The following is a 22,448-nucleotide window of genomic DNA, read 5'->3' as shown; positions in this document are numbered from 1 at the left end:
AGGAGATTGCGTGGCAAAATGGGACTTATTCGGTCGCATTTGGCATATGAGCCGGGCTATGCCAGATATAGCAGATGACAAACAGCACATCGCCTATTTGCGCTCCATCTCCAAAACGAATAAACCAGTCGATTCCAGTGCCGATATTCCTTTGCACGATCTGGAGGTTGTCGTCGTCGATCTGGAAACGACCGGTTTTTATCCCGATCACGGAGACGCGATTATATCGATGGGAGCCGTCGCCATGAGAGGAGAGCACCTCCTCCTCGGCGATTCTTTTTATACGTTGGTCAATCCCGGTCGGGCGATTCCTCCACACATCCGCTCTCTCACCGGGATTACCGATGATATGGTTGCCGATGCTCCCGAGCTGCTAGAGGCTTTGTCCCGTTTTTTTCAATTCGTTGGAGATCGTCCACTCGTTGCCCATCACTCTCGCCATGAACGTGAATTTTTACGATCTGGACTTTGGAAAACGAGCCGGCGTTCGTTTACCCACCGCATGCTGGATACGATGCTACTCATCCGATTGTTGAGCAATCCGATTGGCAACGGTTCGCTGGACGCCCTCTGTGCAGCACACGACATCCCGATCTCACGCAGGCATCACGCTTACTGTGACGCTGTTGCCGCTGGTACGCTCTGGGCGAAGTATTTGGTGAAAGCAAAATCACATGGATTTACAAACCTGCGGCAGGTTTACGAGGCCGTACGCTAGAAGTAGTTCGAACAAGTTCAACAAGTCCTACCAACCAACATGAGGAGAGAATATCATGCTACAAATCAGAGACGCAGTTCTGGGTGACCTACCTGCAATGCTCGCTATTTACAACTACGCGGTAGAAAATCTGGTTGCGACATTTGACTTGGAGCCACAGACCTTGGCCCAGCGCGAAGTGTGGTTTCACAAGCACGGTGACAGACATCCGATCATCGTCGCCGAATACGAAGGGAACGTGATCGGCTATTGCAGCCTGTCCGTTTTCCGTGAGAAACCCGCCTATCAAAAATCGACCGAGCTGTCTATTTATATCGCCCCCGATCAAAGCGGGAAAGGTGTCGGCACGACCTTGATGAGTGCGATTTTGGAGCGTGCCAGACAACTCGAATACCATACGATCGTGAGCGGAATCGTAGGGGGCAATGACGCCAGCGTGAAGCTGCATGAGAAGTTCGGGTTTTCATTGGCTGGGAAGTTTCAAGAGGTGGGATTTAAATTCGGAGAGTGGCACGACGTTCATTTCTATCAATGGATGGTCAAGTAACAGCATACGAAAAGCCGACACCCTTTTCACAAGGAAGTGTCGGCTTATTTGTTATGTAGGAAGCGAATATCGAAAAGTGGCACATCTTAAGCCAGGGTCTAATCCCTTAGCCCTTATGATATTAGTGTAACTGACGGATGATTATAAGTCTATATCTTTTTGAAAATTTGCACTAAAGTAGGTGTACCTGGCCAGGGAATCAAAAACAGGAGGTAACCCTGCTGTGCAATGGCTGTCATGGGATCTGAACCTGAAGACCAGATTGATCGGTGAGACGCTTTTCAACCTATTGTTTTGGATGTACTTTCCCTTTCTTACCCTCCACTTTAGTGATACCTTTGGCAAAAATGTTGCCGGGTTACTCATGACAGTGCCACCGATTATGAGTATGATCGGCAATCTTTTTGGCGGCTATTTGGCTGACCGATTTGGTCGTCGATATGTCATGCTGTCAGGAGCGTTTTTGCAGGCAGGCATGTTTGTCCTGTTTGCCTTCTCCCTCTCTTCTTGGATCGATTATCTTGCGTTTATTGGAATCGGACTTGGCAAAGCGGTATACAGCCCGGCGAGTTCTGCGATGGTCGCTGATCTCACCTCCGAAAAAGACAGACGCAGAATATTCGCTACCTTCGTTACAGCCATGAACATTGGCGCCGTATTGGGACCCGCGTTGGGGGCCATCTTTTTCTTTCAATACCGCAGTGAGCTGCTATGGACTTGTGCGCTTGTCACTTTTTTGTATTCGATTGCGATCTGGCTCCATGTGAGAGAGACACTGCCACAGTCTGTAAAAAGCTCTGTCGCCTCCATCCATTTCCCTTCTGTTATGAAGGAGCAATGGCAGAGCTACACCGTCATTCTACGCGACAAAGCCTTTGCTATCTATATTTTCGCAGGCATGCTGATTACGATCGCAATCGTGCAGCTCGATTTATTTTTGGCCGTCTATGTAAAAGAATTCGTCCCAGCGCAGACACTGCTCTCGTGGAAAGCATGGTCGCTCTCGCTTAGCAGTACGGAAATTTTCGGATGGATGCTGGGAATAAGCGGCCTTCTGTTTGTTCTGTGCGCCCTGCCTGTTACCAAATGGTTTGAGAACTGGAGCGACCGGAATGTCTTCCTCTTGTCCTCCCTGCTGTTTGGCATGGGCATGTTTTTGGTGGGATTCACGACGAATGCATGGCTGTTGTTCGGATGCGTGGTCATTTTTACAGTAGGGGAAGTAATGCGAACGCCGGTAGAGCAGAGCTTCGTCAGCAAATACGCACCAGAACATGCACGAGGACAGTACATGGGCGCCTCTAACCTGCAGTACTCGCTCGGCCGCTTCCTCGCTCCCGTAACCGTCATTCTTTCGGAGTGGATCATGCCTATTGGTGTTTTCGCGTTCATCTTGCTATGCTCTCTGTTGAGTGCCGTTTTTTATATGAAGCTATTCCAAATCGTTCAGAAACGCGAGTCAGTTCATTACGGATAAGCTATAGCCGAAAAACAAGAAGTGGTTGAGCAGCGATAACCTCCTGCCAACCACTTTTTTCGTTCAAGATTATAATTTCTTCGGAGCTTCTAATTTCACGGGGTCAACCATTACTTTTATTTGTGCTGGCGTTCCTTCGATCGTTACTTTCACACCGGAAACAACCATTTCTTTTGGTGTTTTTGCAACGTTGGTATTTGCAATGAACTGATCCAACTCCGGCGTCCAGGTAAGTCCAGTCGCTTGAATCATCGCCTTCACTGTATGAACGTCAGGAACCCCTTCATACATGATACCGTCTATTGTTTTTTGATCACCGCTCAGCATAACGCTTACCCATATCGCTTTTTCGTTTGCCGAATTTTCTTGCTTTGGATAATAAAAGCGGTAGAAGTTTGTTTTCTTCTCTAGTTCAAGCGCAAATGGCAACGTGTGAATACCCTTTTCAGCTAATTCGTCTCTTATGCTGCTGTAATTACTCAGGTACGTTTTGGTTGTCATATTTTTAAACGCAGAATCAGAATGGTTCATTTTTTGTTCTTTCTCATGTGAAATGCTGTTTTCAATTGCAGTCGTTTGGTTAGAACCTCCGAATACGGTAAGACCCGCGACTACGACTATTGCTGCTACTGAGATAGAGACTGCATATTTTTTCATTCTGGATTCCCTTCTGGCGAAGCCGCATCGATTTCCTTCGCCCCTGTCATTTTTAGCAATGCCTCATAAGAGACTGGTAAAAGTGATTCTGCGATACCTGCCGCCGTATAAACCACAGAAAAGCGCTTTAAGGAGCGATCCACATAGACAGGCACTTCCTCCTGCAAAGCAAACGGACAAACTGCTCCGACACGGAAGCCCGTCATTTTTTCTACCTCTTCCGGCGTAGCCATCTTTGGCTTTCCTTGTCCAAACGCTGCCTTCACTTGCTTGGGATGGACTCGTACATCTCCTGCTGCCACGAACAAGGCGAACTGCTCATCCACCCGAAACAAGATCGACTTTGCGATTTGGCCGATCTCGACACCTAATGCCTGTGCAGCCACTTCGGACGTAGGCAACGGCTGTTCAAACAATATCGGCTCGATGCTCGAGTCATAGCGTTGTACGTAGCTACGAACCTTTTCCAGAGGGCTTGCGATCATTCCCCTTCACTCCCAATCTCAACTAAAAAAACGTCATCGCCTTGCGACACACTGCCTGTCTTGACAACTGAAGCATAGACGCCGAAGTGATTATTGTGACGCTTGACGCATGCCTTCAATACGGCAGGAGTCATTGCCAACGTATCTGGGTCGATATTGACATATACACAGCGCTCGCAGTGCTTGTTGACTTGCAAGGTCACATCATTGATTTTGATCTGTTTGCCCAACCATTTGTCTTCCGCGAACGGCTCATCATCCTCCAGGACAACGACCAAATTCCCCCGAAAGCGTCGTGGATCTACCTGCTCTGCGCCAATCTGCCGCGCGATCTCTCTAAGAGAAGCATCCGTAACCAGGAGAATGTGGTCTTCCCAGTTCACACCGCCTTCTTGCGGACTACTAATCATAGGTGTAATGGAGCGATTCGCCGTCTCCGCGACATGAGCAAATAAAGCATCATCCCACTTATGTACACTGCCATCCCGGGCTTCGATCCGAATCGGCGGATACGCTTCTTTTCCTGTCCCTTCGCTCATGCTGGCATGATACCCTATGAGAGCGGGCACGACATCCGCACTGAGATACTTACCTTGCCGGGCATTGTCCCAAAAATAATAGGCACGGTCTCCATACAAGCCAAATTCATCGACCGTACTTGATGCTAGCTCTTCCCCTCGCATTGCTTTGACAGGATGACGGAAAATGGTTTGCAGTGTTCCTACTTTTTTCATTTGGTTTCCCTCCCCAACGCTTTCTCTATCCGGAAATAAACGAATTCCGAACCCGCCCCCAAAACGTCAATCGTTTGTAGCGAGCGAATTTTACTTTGTCTGGCCCCACTCGGCACCGAATGGAACGCACATCTCTCCATACCGCCTGCTCGCGGTCCAATCCAATCATAATCTCGGGATTCATGACAATCAGCTCTACTTCATGATGCTTCGGCAATACGAGCGAGCTGTTGATGGTCCGATACGCTTGGTTATTGATCGAAGCGATCTCGGACAATTGAATCGCCTCAATGGACGGATGAACAATCGCTCCATCCACGGCTTTGTTATAAGCTGTACTTCCGGACGGTGACGATACAATCAAGCCATCACCACGAAATGTCTCCAGCTCATCGCCGTTTATATAGACACATGTCACCAATGTAGACAAATTCGCGTTGCGCAAAACCATTTCATTCAGCGCCCACTTTTCGTACTGCTTACCTTCCCTTGTGCTGATCCTGCATTGGACCGTTGGATATTCCGCGATCAGAGGCTCTTCGTTTAACAGTCGCTCGACGAATTCGTCCAGCTCCTCGGGACGCCAGTCCGCATAAAAGCCAAGATGTCCCGTGTGAATCCCTACATAGGACGGCTCGATTCCGTATTGATGTACAGCCTCCAAAAGCGTCCCATCTCCCCCGATGGACAACACCATATCCGGTTGTTCAGCCGGCCCCTTGACGAAGGTAAACGGGCTATTGGCTGCTTGCAGCTTTTCTTTTAAGGCATGTTCCACTTCTCGTGTGTAATCATCATTTCGCAGTACAGTCGCAATCTTCATGCTGGTCTGCCCTCACTTTTATCCTTACAAGCGGTCTTGCACGCTCTGTTGTTTGTCTTCACTATACCATAGGAAAAATCGACTTGCATAAAATCCCACTTGTCACCAGCGGTCACTCTGAAAAGACTGCTTGCGAAATTGAGATAAACGCCTCTCTGTAGCTGGTGATATTTCCTCAGGAAGCTCATCCCAAGCAAAAAAGCGCATTTCCGCTACTTCTTTGTCATCCTTACTCAATTCTTGACCGGACGTGAGGTCAAAATGATACAAGGCAATGTGGTCTCGTTTCCCTTCCCGCTCACTGTAAAAAAGATGGCAGAGGGTAAGTCCGTCCGCTCGTATTCCGCACTCCTCCCACAACTCCCTGCGAGCAGCATCCCCAAACGACTCTCCTCGCTCTACTCCTCCTCCCGGCAAATACCAGCCATGAACATACGTATGCCGAATTAACAAGACTCCCTTTTCTACATCCGTTACAATGACACGGACACCTAAGGTGAGAGGCTTGCGGATTTTCCAATACCATTTCGCCACTGCATGGTACCAGGCCATATTTCCACCTCGCTTTTCCATGTGCTACCATTCTTTGGCCACCCATATTTTCCCTGCCATGGTCAAGAAAAAAACAGGCCTTTCGACGGCCTGTCTCACGCGAGGCGATTCTCCAGCTCTTTGACAATTGCCTCTGCTTTTCGAATCCATCTCGAATCAATCTCTGCGTCCTTGTCTACCGGCTCCTGAAACTGATTCATCAAACCCGAAGCGAGCGGCTCCATGTAGCCGATATCTTCCTCTACCCCAGTCTGGTACACATGCCTGATCACAAACGGCCGTCCGAGTTCCAGCCATGCATCCGGGCTGTCGAGCTCACCTTGCAATACTTTGACAGGCAAGCGCAAAAAGACCGTGTTCTTGTCATCCAACGCCCGGTCGAAGTACCCTTGCTCATAATCCCAGTTGGATAATGTAAAGTGCGGCTGAAGCGCTTCACGAAAATAGCCAAATGTCGCCCGCGTGCCTGGCAAGCTGCTGTTTATTTGTTTCATCGTCAATCCCTGCCTTTATTTATTCTGTGAGAAACGTTCACCGTTTTGTTCGTAGTGTATGACAAAAGGCGAGGTTGTACTCTCACATCTACAAAAAGCAGCAAGCCTCCTAAGCCGTGATGGCCTTGAGAGGCTTGTAAATTCCCCACCATTAAATCAAGACAATTGTCAGGAGCGTAAAGAGCGCCAATGGAATGATTTTACGTCCGTTCCGGCATCTTTTCCGTCTTCTCCCTTGAACTTTTGGCAAAACATAGGGCGGTGGAGGTGGCGGCGGCGGACAAAAAAAGGGCGGATACGGCGGAAATGGTGGAAATGGCGAAATATTTTGCTCCCAAGGACTCACCTGTGGCTTCTGCTCGCTATACGGACTGACTTGGGGTGGACGATTGCTGGTGCTATACGGGCTGACTTGGGGGGCGGGACGATTACTGCTGCTATACGGGCTGACCCGCGAGTTGTTGGAACTGCCGAAAGGACTGACCTGACTGTATGGATTATACTCATCGCCGTAGGGACTTGCCTGCGAAAAATATGGATTACCTCCATAAGGACTGAGATCGCCATAGGGAGGATAACCTGCATACGGGTTATAGCTCACATACTGAAAGTAATAATCAGGATAGTGCCCCCATCCTCCATACGGCTGCCGATTGGCCACTTCCATTACTTGATAAGGATTGTAGTCCTCATAGTCCTCATAATTCTCATAATCATACTCTTCGAAAACTTCTTCTTCCTCCGCATCCTGGTCTACAACTTCTACGTATACGTTTTGATCATCATAATCGACAATGACGCCTTCAAACACTTGCCCGTCAATTGCTTCGATGCGCACTTTTTTCTCCACGTGCTCCTTGCAGATGTTGTGCACATTTTCTCGCATATCCTTTAACAGGCTGACAAACTGAATGTCAGCCTGATACAGGTTTTTATCAGAATCAGACTGCATGGTAACTCCTCCCCTTCTGGTGTTTCTTTATTACCATATACAAGTGCCCATGGGGAGGTTACCGGAATCTAGGCGAGACTAGCCCAATTTACAGAAAGCGGGCAGGTAAAAATGGAAAAAGGTGCTCCGTCTCCCCTTTTTGCACAAAGTCCGCCATCGATTTAGCCGTGACGGGGGAAAGCAGGATACCATTGCGAAAATGTCCACCTGCGATCGACAGACCTTCCCAACCAGGAACGGGGCCCAAGAGCGGCTTGCCATCTTGTGTCGCAGGTCGAAGTCCTCCCCAAGCCTCCAAAAAGGTAGCGGAGTGTAACGCAGGAACATACGGCATGGTCCCTTGCAGGATACTAGCTAACCCCGCCATTGTGACGTCACGCTGGAAGCCACTCTCATCCTCAGTCGCACCAATGACAATTTTTCCATCCTTTTTCGGAGTGATGTAGCCTGTCGTTCCGAAAATCACCGTTCGCAATGGGATGCCCACGGACGAGACGGCCGCAATCTGTCCGCGCACAGGGCGAATCGGCACGGAAATGCCCAGCATCGCAAGCATCATTCCAACCCACGCTCCCGAGGAAATCACCGTCTGTGCGGCACGCAGTGACCCTGTAGAGGTCTCGATTCCGATCACTTTTCCACCTTTTACCGCAATGCCGCTCACCACGCAGCCAGATAACAGCTTCACTCCTTGCAATTGGCAAGCAGTAGCCAAGGCGCGAAGAAGCATTCGATTGTTAATGTGTCCTTCGTACGGCGAATAGATGGCCGCTTGCACTTGATCGGTCAGAAGTGGCTCTACCTCTTTCACTTGCGCTGTATTCGAGAGCCAATGCACAGCATGTCCCGCTTCTTTTTGCCAACGGTACTTGTCGGCGAGCTGTTGGACTTCCTCCTCATTTAACGCGACGGTCAGCAACCCCTCCAGGCTTAGCTGTACGTCTCCACCAGTCAATTCCTCCAGCTCCGCTGCCCATTCCGGGTATAGCGCAAGTGACTCCATGCCCAAATCTAGCATCGGTCCAGGTGCCGTGAATTCCTTCAAAGGAGCAAGCATTCCGGCCGCAGCAGAAGACGCCTGACCTCCCCATTCTCCTTGCTCGACCAAGGTAACGCTCACCCCGCGCCGTGACAGCTCGTATGCCAAGCTCAATCCGATAATTCCTCCACCCACTACCAGACAATCACTCATCTTTTTTCTCTCCTCACTAAGTTGCGATTACGTCTTTTTTAAAAAACTCTTTGTACGTTGCTGTTGTGGTGTGGAGGAAACAGGAGAAAACGCTCAGCTACTAGGGCCACCCCCTTCGGGATTGACGGCACGACTCCATGCAAAAAGCGAAACCGCGTCCAAAGTGGTCTCTTCAGGATGCATTTTCAGAGGTGGACGCTTAAGAGCGTGTTTCGCTTTTTGCATTGCGTCTCGGTCGGTGTCCCTAAGATCTTCGCTTATTTCTCCTGTTTCCTCTACGAGCTTTCGTGTTATCCGATTTTTTAAAGATTTTTAATTAATGAAGAACGCAATCAGTTACGCCAGAGAAGAATATTTCCAGACGTAGCGACTTGTGGAGTCCTACCGAGCAGAGAAGGGATGAGCGGGCAAAAGAAACGCAACCGTGCCCGTGCTACGAAGCGGCTACCACTTTTGCGTTTCCCCGCGAATCCCTTCGGAGCGGGCAGTCCCAGCCCCCAGCAGGACGGAGCCTGGAGCCTAGACTGGAAATATTCTTCTCTCCACTACAGCCACGCATAACTCCATAACAAAAAGCCCACCCGTTCCTGAGCAGGAAAAGGTGGGCTACATACGCATAGGTAACAATAAGCAAAAAGCGCAGTCTGCCGGCAACCGTATCCCTGCGCCGGCATGATCCGGATCAGGTGCAATGGGTCGATGGTCGATTGCTTCCATCCTCTCAGCCCCGCATGAAGGACTCCCCAAGTTGCTTGTTTATTATGATATTCCTTTGTAAGTATAGTCCTCTTTACAACCATCTGACAAGCACGTCCGCTGGTTAATCCTCATCCTTCACATCGTAGCTCTCTGGAATCGGGTCATGACGCGCGGCATCCTCGAACTCCTGGAGCTTGCGAATTTCCTCCAGATGATGATTGAATTGCTCTTTGTTGATGATGTACTCATTGCCGTCATGGACAGCACGGATGCGACCCTGCTTGATTTTTTCCATAATAAACGTCTCGGGAAGCTCCAAATAAGCAGCTGTCTCCTCGACGGTCAAATACGTCTTATTCTCGCGCAATCTAGCCTCCAGTTCCGCTTTCTGCCGCTCGTAGCCTGGCTTGCCCAGCAAGGCAAACATATTGGCTTTGTACGCCTCCACCCCTGGCTGATCAAACGGATTGACGCCCAGCAAATAGCCGCTGATTCCGCATGCCTTTTCAAAAAAGTAAATCAGTCCACCGAGATAGTAAGCTGTCGCCTCCGGTATTTCCACAAGCAGATTCGGTACACCGCCGTCCACATGGGCCAGCACCGTTCCCTCGAAAGCTTTTTTATTGACATACCCCATTCGTTTGCCAGTCAAAAAATTCAACCCATCGACGTCAGCGGGGTCCTCCTGGACAGTCAAATCCACAGCGGGCTTCGTCACAGACACAACGGTCTCAAACAAATGCCTCATGCCGTCCTGTATGTATTGGCCCAACGAATGCAAGTCCGTTGAAAACTCGGCAGAAGCCGGAAAAATCCCTTTGCCATCCTTACCCTCCGATTCCCCGAAGAGCTGCTTCCACCACTCCGCAAAGTAGCGAAACTGCGGCTCATAGCTAACCAACAGCTCCACTGTCTTGCCTTTTCGATAGAGCGCATTACGAATCGCCGCATACTGATAGCATGGATTATCGCGCAAATCCATGACCATATAACGTTCGCGTGCATCCTTTGCCCCTTGCATGAGTGCATCCATGTTTGCCCCGCTTACAGCGATCGGCAACAATCCAACCGCGGTCAGGACTGAATATCGCCCTCCGATATCATCTGGAATGACAAAGCACTCATAGCCTTCGTCATCCGCCAGCTTTTTCAGGGCTCCCCGCTGTTTATCGGTCGTAATGTAAATTCGTTTTTTGGCCTCTTCACGTCCACATTTCTTTTCCAGCCATTCCCGAAAAAGTCGAAATGCGATAGCTGGCTCTGTCGTCGTGCCCGATTTTGAGATGACGTTGATGGACACATTTTTTCCTTCTAATACGTCCATCAGATGAGAGATATAAATCGGACTAATATTGTTGCCCACAAAATAAATCTCTGGAGAACGTCGCTTGGACTTCGGCAGCAAATTGTAGAAGCTGTGGCCCAAAATGTCAAGCACCGCTTTTGCGCCTAGATACGAGCCTCCGATGCCAATCACCAAAAGCACATCCGAATGCGATTGAATCCGGGCTGACGCTTGGCGAATTCGTTCATACTCGTCCCGGTCGTATTGTTCCGGCCAATCGACCCACCCAAGATAATCTTTTCCAGGTCCAGTCCTTGCATGAAGCATTTGATGCGCAATTTCGATCGCTGGAGAAAGCTGCTCCCACTCATGCTGTTTGACAAAGGCTCGAGCGTTGGCGTAATCAAAACGAATCGTTTTGTTCATAGCTCCCCTCCGAGGAACGTCATCTCATCTTTATCTATGATATCACGGCAAATGGCGGCAAAGAACTTTCCGACAAAACGTATCAAAATGCGCTTAATTATGTCCAAAATGTGAACATTCGGCATTTCATGTTACCTTTTTCCAGTACTACCGTAAAAACCTTTCGAGCAATGAAATAATATGGTTCTTACCAAAGCAAGGAGAATGAACATGAAAAAACGATGGTGGATCATCGGTTCCGTCGTAGTCCTCCTGGGCATCGGGGGCGTTGCGTTTTCCATGATGGGATCGCAACAAGCTATGGGAATGCCTGTCAACATCGGCGCACCAACGAAATCAGCTTTGGAAAGCAAGGTTTTGACATCAGGGCTCGTCACCGTAGAAGACAAGCTCAAACAGTACGCCAACGTCACCGGGACCTTACGCGAGTTTGTCGTCAAAGAAGGTGACAAGGTGAAAAAGGGACAAGTGATCGCGAAAATCGACACGTCCGATGTCGATAGCCGAATCCTCGAGATGGACGCGCAAATGGAATTGGCCAAAGCCAACCTCGCCAAGGCACAAATCGGCAACGAGCCGGAAGAAGTCGCACAGGACCAAGAACGTGTCTCCCAAGCCCAGCGTGAATACGATGCGGCAAAGCGAGAATATGATCGGATGAATCAATTATTCACTTCTGGTGCTTCCACCCAGCAAGAGCTGGACAAGTTGAAATCACAAATGGATAGCGCTCTATCTACGCTGAATGTCGCCAAGCAACAGCTCGCTCTCAAGCAAAAGGGACCACGTAAGGAAGACATTGCCGCTCAGCAAGCCCAAATCAACAAGCTGAATGTAGAAAAAGCACAGCTGAATAAAGAACGAGTCCAAAGTGTCGTCGTGGCACCTATGGATGGAACCGTCATTGGCGTTGCAGCTGATAACGGTCAATACGTCAACAAGGGAACGGAAATCTTGACCCTTGCCAATCTAAACAATCTGTTGATTGAAGCAGACATCAACGAATCCGATGTCAACAAGCTCAAAATCGGTCAATCTGCCACGATTGAAGGCGTGACACTCGGAAAGAAAAAGCTGAATGCGGAAGTAGCTCGCATCTCTCCAACCGCGACCACTACTGCCACCAAGTCGGGGCAAGGTGAAAAAACACGCGTCAAAGTCACCCTTAAGCCATCTGGAGATCTATCTGCTTTGAAGCCGGGCTTCCATGTAGACATCAACATCTCCGTGGAAAAAATCGATAATGCCATGCAAGTGCCAATCGAAGCTATACAGCAAGATGCTGACGGCAGTACCTTTGTCTGGGTATCTGCTAATGGTGTTGCGAAAAAGCAAAAGGTCGAAACCGGTATGGAAAATGAGTTGTTCACTCACGTCAAGTCTGGACTTAACGGTGATGAGCAAGTGATTTTAGGCCCTGTCGAATCCCTGACTGAAGGAGCTCCTATCATGCCAATGAGTGGTGGCGACGCACCAATGGGTATGTAACACGTAAAGAAGGAGGTCAGCCGACGATGCTTCATGTAGAAGGCTTGACGAAAGCATACAAGACGGGTGATACCGTACTGCCCATCTTAAAAGGTGTCTCCCTGCTGGTGGAACAAGGCGAATTCGTTGCCATCATGGGGCCATCAGGATCAGGGAAATCGACGTTTATGAACATGCTGGGCTGCCTGGATCGTCCAGATTCGGGTTCGTACATGCTAGACGGCATTGAGGTTAGCAGTCTGAAGGATACGGAGCTCGCCGTTGTTCGCAACCAAAAGATCGGCTTTGTGTTCCAATCGTTTAATCTACTCGCCCGCTCTAGCTCTTTGCACAATGTAGAGCTGCCGATGATGTACGCGAATGTCAGCCGCTCAGAACGGCGCAAACGGGCTACAGAAGCACTCAAACGGGTGGGGTTGGCTGAACGCATGGACCATAAACCAACCCAGCTATCCGGTGGTCAAAAACAGCGTGTAGCGATTGCCAGAGCACTAGTCAATAAACCAGCCATCCTGCTGGCAGACGAACCGACGGGAAATCTGGACAGCCGCTCCGGGGTCGAAATCATGGCCATGTTTCAGGAACTGCATGCGCAGGGCGTTACGATCATTCTCGTTACCCACGAATTGGATATCGCCCAGCACGCTGAGCGGATTGTGACTTTCAAGGATGGCGTGATCATTCGCGATGAAAAGGTTACGGAGCGGATATTCTCCAAGCCGTCTGACGAGGTGATTGTCACATGAATTTTATGGAAAGCTTTAACACCGCCGTGGAGGGTATCTGGGCGAATAAAATGCGCTCGATCTTGACCATGCTCGGGATCATCATCGGGATTACCTCCGTCATTGTCGTCACGGCACTCGGTGAAGGTGGACAGAGAGCCATCAACGAAGAGATGGAAAAGTTCGGGCAGAACACGTTTAACGTCTTCATCAATTGGGAGACAAAAGAAGAGATAGCCTCAGAAGATATGACCGTAGAAGATACCGAGGTGCTCGGCAGGATTAGTCCCGCCATCGAATACATCGTGCCTTCCAACTCCAGTACGATTGATTTGAAGGGTCCGAAAAAAGAAGAGCGCGTCAACCTCACTGCCTCCACTGCTGATTATTTTTCGATGCAATCAACATTGAAGGTGGCAAAAGGGCGACTTTTCACCGAGGTCGATGACAAAGAGCAACGCGCCGTCATCGTCCTAGAGGAGGCTCTTGCCCAAAAGCTGTTCGGTCAAATGAGCCCGATTGGTCAGCGTGTTCGCTGGGGGAATCAATCTCTCGTCGTAATTGGAACGTACACGGAAGAGAAGTTCAAGTTCGATATGGCAACGAGCTATGGCGCGATTATTCCCATCCGTTACGAAATGAGCCTGCAGGAAGAGCCTTCTGTCCAAATGATCATGGGAAAAGCGATCGACAAAGCCTCTGTCGAACCAGCCATGCAGCAGGTCAAACAGTACTTGAGCCGCAAGCATCAAAAGGAAGACCATTACAGAGTTCGCAGCATGCAAGAATCCATGGATCAGTTTAATCAAATGACGGGCACCTTGACGCTGATCTTCAGTATCATCGCAGGAATCTCCCTCGTGGTTGGTGGCGTCGGCGTTATGAACATCATGCTCGTATCCGTGACAGAGCGTACTCGCGAAATCGGGATTCGCAAAGCATTAGGGGCACGCCGACGAGATATTTTGATTCAATTTTTGATTGAATCGGTCATCGTTTGCTTGATCGGTGGATTGATCGGGGTGTTGTTTGGCCTTGGTATTGCTTCGATCATCGCCTATTTTGCACAGTTGCCGCCGCTTATGTCCTGGAACAGCGTGTTTATCGCATTCGGCTTCTCCAGTGCCATCGGTATATTCTTCGGCCTTTATCCGGCCAATAAGGCAGCCAAGCTCGATCCAATCGAAGCACTGCGTTACGAATAAGGAAAAAACAAGCACCTGTAAGCTCTCTGGCTACAGGTGCTTGTTTATGTTGGCAACGTATCTGTTACCAGCTTCAAAAGAAAAAAAAGCGCAATCCCCACGCTCGCGACTGTCCACCAGAGCGGCTTGCTGTCAGCCTTTTCTGCCTTGTAGATCCCGATTAACTTCCAGGTACCCACCGCCACGCACAAGAGGCTAAACAGGAGCAGGATTGTCCCCATGACCTCCCTCCCCTCACTCCTAGCTATATGGGGATGAGAGGGAAAAAATCACTTCTTCGGGTCCTTTTTGCCCAATCGACCGAGGACCATTCGGCCCCGTTCCTTGATGGACTCGTCCTTGATATCTTGTTGACGCTTTTTCATCAAACCGTTTTTGGAAGTATCCGGTCGGTCCGTTTGCCGTCCATCTCGCATTAGCTGTACTTGCCTCCGCTTTTTTTCTCGTAATCGTCCAAAAGCTCAGCAAAGCCCTTGTTGCGCTCGCGTTCTTCCTGCTCCCGGCGCTTTTGTTCGGCTGCTTCCATCGCTTTGCGCTCGCCTTCTGTCTTCATGTCTTTTTCAAGCTGCTTGAGTGCTCCGAGCGCATCTGCATTCAGCATATCCTTCAAACTGTTCAATCCACTTTTCGCGTCTATCGTAGTTGTTGTCTCTGCTTGACGCTGTGGTTTTCGTTGTTTTTTCGCCATTGAAATTGCCACCCTTTCCCTATCCTCATTCTGTCCTCATTCTCTGGCCCCATCCGGGTCATACTATCTTCATCTTTCACAAAGAGGAGGACATCACATGGTTCGCAACAAAGAAAAAGATTTTGGAAAAACTGCTGAAATCCGAGGACCCAAAGCCCAATCCGAGGCTGTCCGCTCTGACGGCTCCATTAATAGTGAACCACAAGAAAGGCTAAAAGAAAACCGCTAACAAAAAAACCGCCGAGCAGCCATTATGCTCGGCGATTTTTATTCTTTCTAAAGTTTGGTGAGTCTAGGGTGAGTGTATTCTCATGAGAATGAAACTAAATCAATTTGGAAAAGCGGAAACAGTTCATTGGAGAGCTACGCGAAGAAATTATACAGCAGGAGAGAATCATCAAATTAATCGCGTCCTATAAGCCTACAAATTGAGGATTCGGGCGTTTGTTTGCATAATATTGTGACAGACGAAGATGAAGGTTTGCCACTCACTGGCTGGCTGCGTTACTGTATACAAAAAGCCGATTGCAAAAACAATCGGCTGAGAGAAACGCTGCGCGTGTCGTAAGACTAAAAACTCATAGGTGGTGGATTGTACCATGACACAAGTGATAGTAGTTCTGATTATATTTACTTTTGTTGCCCTGATTGCCCGAATTGTTTTCCGATCAATCAAGGAGAAAAGACTTCCAAATCCGCCTAACTATACCCCTTACGATGATGTAATGTCTGGAAAAGTACGCTCGGATGAAACCCAATATTCCTCTTCAGACATTCCCAGACCTTGAATCAGACCATCAGTTCAGGCTAAACAAGGTATACAGTAGCTGATGAGCTGCATCTCTCACGGGAATGATCGCACTCGTTACCATCAGATCTTCCCCCTTTATTTAGCATATGCAGCTGGGTCTCATTTGGGCTGAGCGCGATCTCCCCTCGGAAACCGAATAAGGGGTTAGTGACTGATGCATGCTATGGGAAAAAAGGAGGTCCAGATGATGGATAACGATAAGCAAAAGAACGACAAGACGAAGGATATTTCCCTCGATGGGACGCTGCCGCACCAAATCAGTGCTCCTGACTTCAAAAACTCGTCCCGTACGATTCAAAAGCCATTCGTCAATGAGTTCGGAGTCGTCATCGGTGACAGCTTGTACGAGTCCCAGGAATCTCCCTTACACAACTGGAGCACGGAAACCGATCCCTCCATCATGGCAGGGGACCAGTGGGTACATCCGACCAACGACATTGGCTGGAACTCGATAGAAAATCGTGAGCTTCTTGAGGATCAAGAAGAACAAGATGGAGCACGTTTTATGCACCCGACCTTTGATGTGAGCAAAGGCAAGGACTAATGCCAGCTTTTTCATGCAGCCCGTTCGGCAGAAGCACTTCTGACCGGACGGGTGTTTTTGGATTGCGCTTGACCTGGAGCTTCGGGACACTACTCTGACTTGTGTTACAATGGAAGACAAGTAGCAGAAAGGAGCTAGTCCATGAGTATCACACTTGCGATAGAGCCAGCGTTTTCCCTTGCCTATCAACGTTATGCCGGCTTTGTACCGGGGGATACACTTCGATTGTATGTACGAACAAGCGGCCCCGGAACCGGTGGTATGTTTTATGCGATTGAAAAAGATGAGGTCCTCACCGATGATGCTGTATTTGAAGTAGAGGGGTTGCGATTTGTCATTCGTCCAACGGATTTCTGGTATTTCGACGGGGGACATCTGAGCTACAATCCGCTCTATGGCGAGTACGGCTTTCACTTCACCAACACTCGTCTGGATTAGCACTAGACAGAAACTTCTTTTGGCTTGATTCGTAAGAAGGAATATCTGCCTATATCTTCTGGGAGGAAAAACGATGAAAAAAAGCCGTTCAGTCCTTTTGGCGATCGGTGCTTTCTTACTTGCCAATTTAAAATGGATACTTAGCATACTGAAGTTTTCAAAATTCGGGACCACCATTATATCCATGGGGATTACTTTGTGGGCGTATGCCGTTTTTTACGGATGGAAATTCGCCGTGGCTCTCGTCTATCTGATCTTCGTCCACGAAATGGGGCATGTGATTGCCGCCAAACGAAAAGGAATCGCGACCTCACCCGCTGTCTTTATTCCTTTTGCCGGAGCCTTCATCGCCATGAAAGACATGCCGCGTGATGCAAAAACCGAGGCATACTTAGCCTACGGCGGACCCTTGGCAGGAATGATTGCTTTCTTGCCTGCCCTTCCGTTGTATTGGTATACGCAGGACCCTTTCTGGGGGTTGGTTATCTACTTGGGTGCCATGCTTAATTTATTTAACCTACTGCCCATCTCCCCGCTAGATGGGGGCCGCATCGTTTCGGTATTGTCGACGAAAATTTGGTTTATCGGGTTAGTCGGTCTGGGCGTTATGCTGTTCGCCAACCCAGGACCGATTACCGTGTTTATTTTCATCATCGGCTTGATCACGTGGTACAACCGCCTACGTGGCGGCTATCAACAAAAGCTCCTGCAATATGAGCGCGAAAGAATTGCAGACTTCCAGCAAAGCATAGCCAAATGGCCCGCGTTGGAATCGACATGGGATATCCGCACGCAAATGAATGCCGAGGTAAATGCAATCAATCAGGAGGATTTGAAGAAATTTTATGTTCCGTTTTTGCAGGACAAACAACGCCTTCAGCGTGACTTCAAGCGACTCGATAAAGTGTATGTGAACAGAAAATGGGAACTGTTCAGACTGTGGGAACGAGAGCCTGTTTTGTTTTACGATTCGGACCCGAACCGACCGATCCCATCGGATGCGCTTCGGGATGGGGAACGTGCGGCGCAAGAGAGATTAGCCGAACTGGATGAGCAAATGCACCAGCTCACTACGTATTACGATGCACCTGCCTCTACGAAGTGGAAAGTGTTAGTTGCCTATCTCGGCCTAGCTGCTGTACTATCAGCGTTTTTCGTCTACGCCCAACAAATTCTGCACAGGTAACCGCTTGCACTTTGCGTTGCTTGACAGAAATGGATGCCTATCTGCGGCCTTCTCCGAGCGCAAAAACGTGCGCTACGGTTATCTGAGGGTCGCTCTTCCCGACCCAAAGGGCGTAAAACGCCCCCTACGGTGGTATATCGCTTTTGTGCGTTCCACCCAATCAGAGTAAAATAGAAAATAGTACTTTCATAAAATTCCAGAGAGGATGACTTTTTACTTGGACACCGTCCCGATAGTGCTCAACCTACTGCTTGTTATATTTCTTGTTTTTCTTAACGGCTTTTTCGTAGCCGCAGAGTTCTCACTCGTGAAGGTGCGGCAAACGCGCCTGACACAGATGGTGAATGAGGGTAACAGACGTGCAGTCTATGCCCAAAAAGTAACGCATAAGCTAGACGCCTACCTATCTGCCTGCCAGGTCGGGATTACTCTCGCCTCGTTGGGACTGGGTTGGGTCGGGGAACCGGCCATTGCCCATATGATTGTGGAGCCTTTGCTTGGATCTTCAGGATTGCCTGAATATGCAATCTCCGCGATTTCTTTTGGTGTAGCCTTTGCGATTATTACGTTCCTCCACATTGTCTTGGGTGAGTTGGCTCCGAAATCATTGGCCATTCAAAAAGCAGAAATGACCTCGTTGTGGGTTGCCGCGCCATTGATGTTTTTCTATAAATTGCTTTACCCGGCTATCTGGTTCTTGAACGGAACAGCCAACGCTCTCATGAGACGACTCGGACTCGAAGCCATCTCGGAACATGAAGCGGCACATACCGAAGAAGAAATTCGCCTGTTGGTCAACCAAAGTCACCAAAGTGGCCATATCGACCAAACCGAATTGGCTCTTGTGGAACAAGTTTTTGACTTCTCCGAAACCGTTGCTCGGGAAACGATGATCCCGCGCATTGATATGGTTTGCTTATATACGACGAATACCTTTGAAGAAAACCTGGAGATTATCCGCTCGCAACGCCACACGCGTTTTCCAGTTGCAGCTGAAGACAAGGACAACATCATCGGTTTTGTCCATGCGACAGACTTCTACCTTTCTGCGTTACAAGACGGAAGCGTGGAGCTGGATTCGTTGCTCCGCCCTGTCCTGACCGTACCGGAAACCATGGAAATCAGCACGGTATTGCGCCTGATGCAGAAAAACCGTTCACAGCTCGCGATTGTCATCGACGAATACGGCGGAACAGCCGGTCTCGTGACGATGGAGGATATTCTGGAAGAAATCGTTGGGGATATCCAAGACGAGTTTGACGAGGAAAGACCAGAGATTGAGAAGCTGGACAATGGCCTCTCCGTATCCGGTATGCTCGTGTTGGCTGACCTGAATGACCATCTTCCGTTCGAACTCGAATCCGAAGATGTAGACACAATCGGCGGTTGGTTGTACAGCCAGCTCGAAGAAGACATCGCTGTTGGCGCGATAGTAGAATGGGAAAACCACCTGTTCACCGTCAAGCAGATGGATCATCACCGTGTCACACGCGTCCTGATTACGCGTTTGGAAAAAGATGAATCGGAGCAACAAGAACTGTTGACCGTCTCCTAATCATCACACCTCCGTACAAACCAAAGCCCCACACCTGCTTACTTGGCTGGTGCGGGGCTTTTTTATTTCGCAGGTGAGTTTCGTCGTTCTCGTTCGTCTACGTGGTCTCCTGGCCCATGAGTGGCTTCCAGTCGTCCACGCCGTTGTCCTCCAAAATTCCCATCGTCACATCGCTAATATCCGGGTCGGTGAGCAAGCTGTCACGAATGCGGTATTTAATATCGTCTGCCACAGCAAGACTCAGTCCTGTCCGCAACTCTACATAGCACTCCACATGGTAAAAACGCCCTTCCTGTACAATCCGCATCCGGTTGATGTCCGTCACATCCGGGTCAGCAAAAATGACTTTGGCTACCCGATCCTCGATTTCTTTGGGAGCTGCAATACCAATCAAACCGACCATGTTGTCGTACCCTACCTTGAATGCCACACCCACCATGAGAATCCCAATCAGAATGGTGGCAATCCCGTCCAGCAAGGCAAAGGAAGTAAATGTAGTGACGATAACGGCAATCAGCGCCAATAACGCACCGAGGGTTGCCACGATGTCTTCGTAAAAGACAAGTCGTGTCGGTGGAGCCGCACGTCCTACATTCCGAAAGGCTGCCGGGATGACAGCAAAGCCTTTCGCTTCCACCCTAGCTTCATGAACGATTTCAAACATCACTTTTACCAGCACATATCCATCCACGATGACTGCCAGAGACAAAATGATGAAATTCAACCAAAAATGACTGGATTCTGCTGGCTCGGAAATGAGATGGAAGCCTTTGATAATGGTTTCGTAGGCCATGATGGTTACGACGATCACCGCGACCATACAGAAAATGTTAATGACACGACCAAAGCCTGTAGGGAACCTCGGTGTCGGTTTTTTCTCTGCGAGTACGCTGCCAAAGAAAACGAAGAACTGGTTGACCGCATCGGCTACCGAATGCATCGCCGACGCAAACATGGCTCCACTCCCACTATAGACAGCCGCAAAGCCTTTTGCGATAGCAAGCCCCGTGTTCCCCAAAGCCGCTGTCGCCGAGGACATATTTCCCTTTTTTAGCGTTGCCCAAAAAGAGCCCATGGTGTTGCCATTCCCTCCTTGAACGAGACGATTTCCTTTACTATTCCCTATTCGTAAGGAGTGTTTCTTATGAGAAATGGAACATATACACAAAGAAAAGACAGACATCCGAAGTGGAGTATCTGCCTTTCCTTGTTACCGCTACCTTATGCTACTAATTTCAATCCTGCTACTGCTATAATCACCACGGCGATGCACAAGATCCGCAGCTTGTCTTTTGCTTCTCCATAAAACATCATCCCGACAAGAGCGCTACCTACCGTACCAATCCCTGTCCAAACCGCATAGGCCGTTCCCATAGGAATTTCTCTCATCGCAAGAGACAGAAGAAGAAAGCTAATCGAAAAACCGCCGATTAGTACCGTAAAAGAACGGAAAGAAGGCTTCGTGTTGACCTGTGTAATCCCCATCACGCCGACGACCTCAAACAACCCTGCAAAAATTAAGGCTACCCATGTCATGCCACTTCACCTTCCTTTCGCGGCTTTTCTTCATGATCCGGTGTAACCAGCTTCAAACCAAGGATTCCCCCCAGAAGAAGCGCGATCAAGCCTACTTTTGTCCAGCTGAACGGTTCTCCAAACAGGACCATTTCGCTAATAACCGTACCGGCCGTACCCAAACCGACGAAGATCGCATAAACCGTACTCGTTGGCAGCTTTTTCCCTGAATAGATCAAAACACCAAAGCTGATAATAATCGCTAAGACGGTCAATGCCCACGACCAAAAGCTATCAGCGTGCTTCAAGCCCGCTACCCACATGACTTCAAATACTGCTGCGACGACAACCATCAACCAATATTTCCCCATGCTCTGGCTCCCTCCTCTTTCTTTTACGCTCATGGTAACGGACGTATCCGTTTTTATCGTTCCCCAAAATACATACTCATCCAAGATGGCTCAGGCTTTTTCCGAATGCAAAAAAAGCCTCGGGTGAATACCATCACAGATATTCCTCCCGGGCTTTTATCCCTCCGTGTACACGACCGTGGTCGTGGGTTTTCTCTCGGTCCTGACCGGCCAGATGACTGACCGCGGAACCCTAGAAAACTCAGTACATATGCAGTTCTTTTCTTGGGGTAACTGTCCTTATCATATCAAAAAACGCCGCGTTTGGCAATGAATGTGCGACACTTCGGCAAAGGACCACCTTATGGTATTCTACAAAGAGAAGCATGATACAAGGGAAGAGAGGAACGTACGTATGACGAAAGTGTTGTTTGTTTGTCTGGGCAATATTTGTCGCTCGCCCATGGCCGAAGCCGTATTTCGACATCTCGTAGAGGCGGAGGGATTGGCAGGGGAAATCTCCATCGATTCAGCGGGGATCGGTGGTTGGCACGCTGGTGAACCTCCACACAAAGGTACACAAAAGGTGTTGACCGAGAATGGGATTGCGCATGATACACTGCGTGCTCGCCAAATTATCACACAGGACTTCTCGGCGTACGACTATATCGTCTGCATGGATGAGGAAAATTTGTCCGCACTCAAGCAGATGGCGCCGTCAGGGAAAAAGGTGTACCGCCTGCTCGACTTTGCCGATTCTGCCCAGGAACAAAATGTGGAGGACCCTTATTATACAGGACGATTCACCTATGTATATGACCTGGTGAATGCGGGTTGCCGTGGGCTGCTGAACGAAATCAAAGACAATATCGCCAAAAAGGGATAGCCCGTCATCTGGGTCA

27 protein-coding genes, 1 pseudogene and 2 riboswitches are annotated in these 22,448 nt (G+C 49.1%); of the genes and pseudogenes, 12 read left to right on the top strand and 16 right to left on the bottom strand.

Annotated elements, in window-relative coordinates:
* The first annotated feature begins 10 nt into the window (after window positions 1-10).
* From HPY27_RS11770 to HPY27_RS11760, 3 genes are all read left to right on the top strand, one after another.
* On the top strand, window positions 11-718 hold the full coding sequence (locus HPY27_RS11770; protein WP_017250017.1) for an exonuclease domain-containing protein: 708 nt from the start codon (window positions 11-13) through the stop codon (window positions 716-718).
* Between the two features lie 55 nt (window positions 719-773).
* Window positions 774-1,265, top strand: a complete 492-nt coding sequence (locus tag HPY27_RS11765) for a GNAT family N-acetyltransferase (protein WP_174225057.1) — start codon at window positions 774-776, stop codon at window positions 1,263-1,265.
* A 223-nt stretch (window positions 1,266-1,488) separates the two neighbouring features.
* Complete coding sequence (locus HPY27_RS11760) at window positions 1,489-2,742, top strand: MDR family MFS transporter (RefSeq protein ID WP_017250015.1); 1,254 nt, start codon at window positions 1,489-1,491, stop codon at window positions 2,740-2,742.
* Window positions 2,743-2,811: 69 nt separating this feature from the next.
* Here the strand turns inward: HPY27_RS11760 and HPY27_RS11755 are convergent, their stop codons facing one another.
* The 10 genes and pseudogenes from HPY27_RS11755 to HPY27_RS11715 all read right to left on the bottom strand — a co-directional run.
* Window positions 2,812-3,399, bottom strand: a complete 588-nt coding sequence (locus HPY27_RS11755) for a hypothetical protein (RefSeq protein WP_174225056.1) — start codon at window positions 3,397-3,399, stop codon at window positions 2,812-2,814.
* Window positions 3,396-3,884, bottom strand: coding sequence for a YbaK/EbsC family protein (locus HPY27_RS11750; protein ID WP_017250013.1), 489 nt, complete (start codon window positions 3,882-3,884; stop codon window positions 3,396-3,398). Before HPY27_RS11750 ends, HPY27_RS11755 begins: the two co-directional genes overlap by 4 nt.
* Window positions 3,881-4,618, bottom strand: coding sequence for an MOSC domain-containing protein (locus HPY27_RS11745; protein WP_174225055.1), 738 nt, complete (start codon window positions 4,616-4,618; stop codon window positions 3,881-3,883). The genes HPY27_RS11750 and HPY27_RS11745 overlap by 4 nt, the downstream gene beginning before the upstream one ends.
* A gap of 25 nt (window positions 4,619-4,643) precedes the next feature.
* The gene (locus HPY27_RS11740; RefSeq protein WP_017250011.1) at window positions 4,644-5,441 is read right to left on the bottom strand and encodes an NAD kinase; all 798 of its coding nucleotides are present in this window, start codon (window positions 5,439-5,441) and stop codon (window positions 4,644-4,646) included.
* A 102-nt stretch (window positions 5,442-5,543) separates the two neighbouring features.
* Window positions 5,544-6,014, bottom strand: a complete 471-nt coding sequence (locus HPY27_RS11735; protein WP_238144642.1) for an NUDIX domain-containing protein — start codon at window positions 6,012-6,014, stop codon at window positions 5,544-5,546.
* A 74-nt stretch (window positions 6,015-6,088) separates the two neighbouring features.
* Window positions 6,089-6,487: a YugN-like family protein gene (locus tag HPY27_RS11730; protein ID WP_017250009.1), complete on the bottom strand. Its 399-nt coding sequence runs from the start codon at window positions 6,485-6,487 to the stop codon at window positions 6,089-6,091.
* 151 nt (window positions 6,488-6,638) lie between these two features.
* Entirely contained in the window at window positions 6,639-7,439 is an 801-nt protein-coding gene (locus tag HPY27_RS11725) for an LSm family protein (RefSeq protein ID WP_017250008.1), read from the bottom strand.
* 88 nt (window positions 7,440-7,527) lie between these two features.
* On the bottom strand, window positions 7,528-8,631 hold the full coding sequence (gene thiO / locus HPY27_RS11720; protein WP_174225054.1) for a glycine oxidase ThiO: 1,104 nt from the start codon (window positions 8,629-8,631) through the stop codon (window positions 7,528-7,530).
* A gap of 639 nt (window positions 8,632-9,270) precedes the next feature.
* Window positions 9,271-9,387: riboswitch (TPP riboswitch) on the bottom strand.
* 64 nt (window positions 9,388-9,451) lie between these two features.
* Window positions 9,452-9,676: an excisionase family DNA-binding protein gene (locus HPY27_RS30590; RefSeq protein WP_371814326.1), complete on the bottom strand. Its 225-nt coding sequence runs from the start codon at window positions 9,674-9,676 to the stop codon at window positions 9,452-9,454.
* A 15-nt stretch (window positions 9,677-9,691) separates the two neighbouring features.
* Window positions 9,692-11,041 (bottom strand): annotated as a pseudogene (locus HPY27_RS11715) (glucose-6-phosphate isomerase); the annotation flags it as partial.
* Between the two features lie 210 nt (window positions 11,042-11,251).
* Between HPY27_RS11715 and HPY27_RS11710 the strand changes: the two are divergent.
* From HPY27_RS11710 to HPY27_RS11700, 3 genes are read left to right on the top strand one after another with little or no spacing between them, the layout of a single operon-like run.
* Window positions 11,252-12,529, top strand: a complete 1,278-nt coding sequence (locus tag HPY27_RS11710) for an efflux RND transporter periplasmic adaptor subunit (protein WP_017250004.1) — start codon at window positions 11,252-11,254, stop codon at window positions 12,527-12,529.
* A gap of 26 nt (window positions 12,530-12,555) precedes the next feature.
* A complete protein-coding gene (locus tag HPY27_RS11705) occupies window positions 12,556-13,275 on the top strand; it encodes an ABC transporter ATP-binding protein (protein ID WP_007724719.1) in 720 nt (239 codons plus the stop codon).
* Window positions 13,272-14,459 carry an ABC transporter permease gene (locus HPY27_RS11700; protein WP_017250003.1) on the top strand — a complete coding sequence of 396 codons (1,188 nt, stop codon included), beginning with the start codon at window positions 13,272-13,274 and terminating at the stop codon, window positions 14,457-14,459. Before HPY27_RS11705 ends, HPY27_RS11700 begins: the two co-directional genes overlap by 4 nt.
* Before the next feature lie 44 nt (window positions 14,460-14,503).
* Here the strand turns inward: HPY27_RS11700 and HPY27_RS11695 are convergent, their stop codons facing one another.
* Genes HPY27_RS11695 through HPY27_RS11685 form a run of 3 tightly spaced genes read right to left on the bottom strand, consistent with a single transcriptional unit; the run spans window position 14,504 to window position 15,147 of the window.
* Window positions 14,504-14,680, bottom strand: a complete 177-nt coding sequence (locus HPY27_RS11695) for a hypothetical protein (RefSeq protein ID WP_007724726.1) — start codon at window positions 14,678-14,680, stop codon at window positions 14,504-14,506.
* Window positions 14,681-14,728: 48 nt separating this feature from the next.
* Window positions 14,729-14,875, bottom strand: a complete 147-nt coding sequence (locus HPY27_RS11690) for a hypothetical protein (RefSeq protein ID WP_007724729.1) — start codon at window positions 14,873-14,875, stop codon at window positions 14,729-14,731.
* On the bottom strand, window positions 14,875-15,147 hold the full coding sequence (locus HPY27_RS11685) for a DUF3886 domain-containing protein (protein WP_017250002.1): 273 nt from the start codon (window positions 15,145-15,147) through the stop codon (window positions 14,875-14,877). The genes HPY27_RS11690 and HPY27_RS11685 overlap by 1 nt, the downstream gene beginning before the upstream one ends.
* A gap of 97 nt (window positions 15,148-15,244) precedes the next feature.
* On the opposite strand from HPY27_RS11685, the gene sspK reads away from it, so the two are divergent.
* From sspK to HPY27_RS11660, 5 genes are all read left to right on the top strand, one after another.
* Window positions 15,245-15,376 carry a small acid-soluble spore protein K gene (gene sspK, locus HPY27_RS11680; protein WP_007724732.1) on the top strand — a complete coding sequence of 44 codons (132 nt, stop codon included), beginning with the start codon at window positions 15,245-15,247 and terminating at the stop codon, window positions 15,374-15,376.
* Window positions 15,377-16,145: 769 nt separating this feature from the next.
* Entirely contained in the window at window positions 16,146-16,502 is a 357-nt protein-coding gene (locus HPY27_RS11675) for a DUF3905 domain-containing protein (protein WP_069847490.1), read from the top strand.
* A 141-nt stretch (window positions 16,503-16,643) separates the two neighbouring features.
* A complete protein-coding gene (locus HPY27_RS11670; RefSeq protein ID WP_017250000.1) occupies window positions 16,644-16,940 on the top strand; it encodes an iron-sulfur cluster assembly accessory protein in 297 nt (98 codons plus the stop codon).
* Between the two features lie 73 nt (window positions 16,941-17,013).
* A complete protein-coding gene (locus HPY27_RS11665) occupies window positions 17,014-18,126 on the top strand; it encodes a site-2 protease family protein (RefSeq protein WP_069846884.1) in 1,113 nt (370 codons plus the stop codon).
* A gap of 217 nt (window positions 18,127-18,343) precedes the next feature.
* Window positions 18,344-19,681 (top strand): hemolysin family protein, encoded by a 1,338-nt coding sequence (locus tag HPY27_RS11660; RefSeq protein ID WP_017249998.1) that lies wholly within the window; start codon window positions 18,344-18,346, stop codon window positions 19,679-19,681.
* A 97-nt stretch (window positions 19,682-19,778) separates the two neighbouring features.
* On the opposite strand, the gene HPY27_RS11655 is transcribed toward HPY27_RS11660, so the two are convergent.
* The 3 genes from HPY27_RS11655 to HPY27_RS11645 form a co-directional block, all read right to left on the bottom strand.
* Window positions 19,779-20,756 carry a cation diffusion facilitator family transporter gene (locus HPY27_RS11655; RefSeq protein WP_017249997.1) on the bottom strand — a complete coding sequence of 326 codons (978 nt, stop codon included), beginning with the start codon at window positions 20,754-20,756 and terminating at the stop codon, window positions 19,779-19,781.
* Window positions 20,757-20,902: 146 nt separating this feature from the next.
* Window positions 20,903-21,217: a DMT family transporter gene (locus HPY27_RS11650; RefSeq protein WP_017249996.1), complete on the bottom strand. Its 315-nt coding sequence runs from the start codon at window positions 21,215-21,217 to the stop codon at window positions 20,903-20,905.
* Window positions 21,214-21,567 carry a DMT family transporter gene (locus HPY27_RS11645; protein WP_017249995.1) on the bottom strand — a complete coding sequence of 118 codons (354 nt, stop codon included), beginning with the start codon at window positions 21,565-21,567 and terminating at the stop codon, window positions 21,214-21,216. The genes HPY27_RS11650 and HPY27_RS11645 overlap by 4 nt, the downstream gene beginning before the upstream one ends.
* A gap of 143 nt (window positions 21,568-21,710) precedes the next feature.
* Window positions 21,711-21,814: riboswitch (guanidine-I (ykkC/yxkD leader) on the bottom strand.
* Between the two features lie 147 nt (window positions 21,815-21,961).
* On the opposite strand from HPY27_RS11645, the gene HPY27_RS11640 reads away from it, so the two are divergent.
* Entirely contained in the window at window positions 21,962-22,432 is a 471-nt protein-coding gene (locus HPY27_RS11640; RefSeq protein ID WP_174225052.1) for a low molecular weight protein-tyrosine-phosphatase, read from the top strand.
* Window positions 22,433-22,448: the final 16 nt, after the last annotated feature.

Origin of the sequence: Brevibacillus sp. HB1.1, assembly GCF_013332445.1 — a bacterium.
GTDB classification, from domain to species: domain Bacteria; phylum Bacillota; class Bacilli; order Brevibacillales; family Brevibacillaceae; genus Brevibacillus; species Brevibacillus porteri.
Note: the sequence above shows the minus strand (reverse complement) of the source record. Positions and strands in the feature narration are given on the sequence as shown.

Coding starts and splice junctions, on each gene's coding strand:
- thiO (WP_174225054.1), bottom strand. CDS start 8,631: ATGAGTGATTGTCTGGTAGTGGGTGGAGGAATTATCGGATTGAGCTTG.
- HPY27_RS11645 (WP_017249995.1), bottom strand. CDS start 21,567: ATGGGGAAATATTGGTTGATGGTTGTCGTCGCAGCAGTATTTGAAGTC.
- HPY27_RS11755 (WP_174225056.1), bottom strand. CDS start 3,399: ATGAAAAAATATGCAGTCTCTATCTCAGTAGCAGCAATAGTCGTAGTC.
- HPY27_RS11690 (WP_007724729.1), bottom strand. CDS start 14,875: ATGCGAGATGGACGGCAAACGGACCGACCGGATACTTCCAAAAACGGT.
- HPY27_RS11655 (WP_017249997.1), bottom strand. CDS start 20,756: ATGGGCTCTTTTTGGGCAACGCTAAAAAAGGGAAATATGTCCTCGGCG.
- HPY27_RS11665 (WP_069846884.1), top strand. CDS start 17,014: ATGAAAAAAAGCCGTTCAGTCCTTTTGGCGATCGGTGCTTTCTTACTT.
- HPY27_RS11745 (WP_174225055.1), bottom strand. CDS start 4,618: ATGAAAAAAGTAGGAACACTGCAAACCATTTTCCGTCATCCTGTCAAA.
- HPY27_RS11765 (WP_174225057.1), top strand. CDS start 774: ATGCTACAAATCAGAGACGCAGTTCTGGGTGACCTACCTGCAATGCTC.
- HPY27_RS11695 (WP_007724726.1), bottom strand. CDS start 14,680: ATGGGGACAATCCTGCTCCTGTTTAGCCTCTTGTGCGTGGCGGTGGGT.
- HPY27_RS11710 (WP_017250004.1), top strand. CDS start 11,252: ATGAAAAAACGATGGTGGATCATCGGTTCCGTCGTAGTCCTCCTGGGC.
- HPY27_RS11650 (WP_017249996.1), bottom strand. CDS start 21,217: ATGACATGGGTAGCCTTAATTTTTGCAGGGTTGTTTGAGGTCGTCGGC.
- HPY27_RS11725 (WP_017250008.1), bottom strand. CDS start 7,439: ATGCAGTCTGATTCTGATAAAAACCTGTATCAGGCTGACATTCAGTTT.
- HPY27_RS11670 (WP_017250000.1), top strand. CDS start 16,644: ATGAGTATCACACTTGCGATAGAGCCAGCGTTTTCCCTTGCCTATCAA.
- HPY27_RS11705 (WP_007724719.1), top strand. CDS start 12,556: ATGCTTCATGTAGAAGGCTTGACGAAAGCATACAAGACGGGTGATACC.
- HPY27_RS11700 (WP_017250003.1), top strand. CDS start 13,272: ATGAATTTTATGGAAAGCTTTAACACCGCCGTGGAGGGTATCTGGGCG.
- HPY27_RS11740 (WP_017250011.1), bottom strand. CDS start 5,441: ATGAAGATTGCGACTGTACTGCGAAATGATGATTACACACGAGAAGTG.
- HPY27_RS11675 (WP_069847490.1), top strand. CDS start 16,146: ATGGATAACGATAAGCAAAAGAACGACAAGACGAAGGATATTTCCCTC.
- HPY27_RS11685 (WP_017250002.1), bottom strand. CDS start 15,147: ATGGCGAAAAAACAACGAAAACCACAGCGTCAAGCAGAGACAACAACT.
- HPY27_RS11640 (WP_174225052.1), top strand. CDS start 21,962: ATGACGAAAGTGTTGTTTGTTTGTCTGGGCAATATTTGTCGCTCGCCC.
- sspK (WP_007724732.1), top strand. CDS start 15,245: ATGGTTCGCAACAAAGAAAAAGATTTTGGAAAAACTGCTGAAATCCGA.
- HPY27_RS11730 (WP_017250009.1), bottom strand. CDS start 6,487: ATGAAACAAATAAACAGCAGCTTGCCAGGCACGCGGGCGACATTTGGC.
- HPY27_RS11750 (WP_017250013.1), bottom strand. CDS start 3,884: ATGATCGCAAGCCCTCTGGAAAAGGTTCGTAGCTACGTACAACGCTAT.
- HPY27_RS11735 (WP_238144642.1), bottom strand. CDS start 6,014: ATGGAAAAGCGAGGTGGAAATATGGCCTGGTACCATGCAGTGGCGAAA.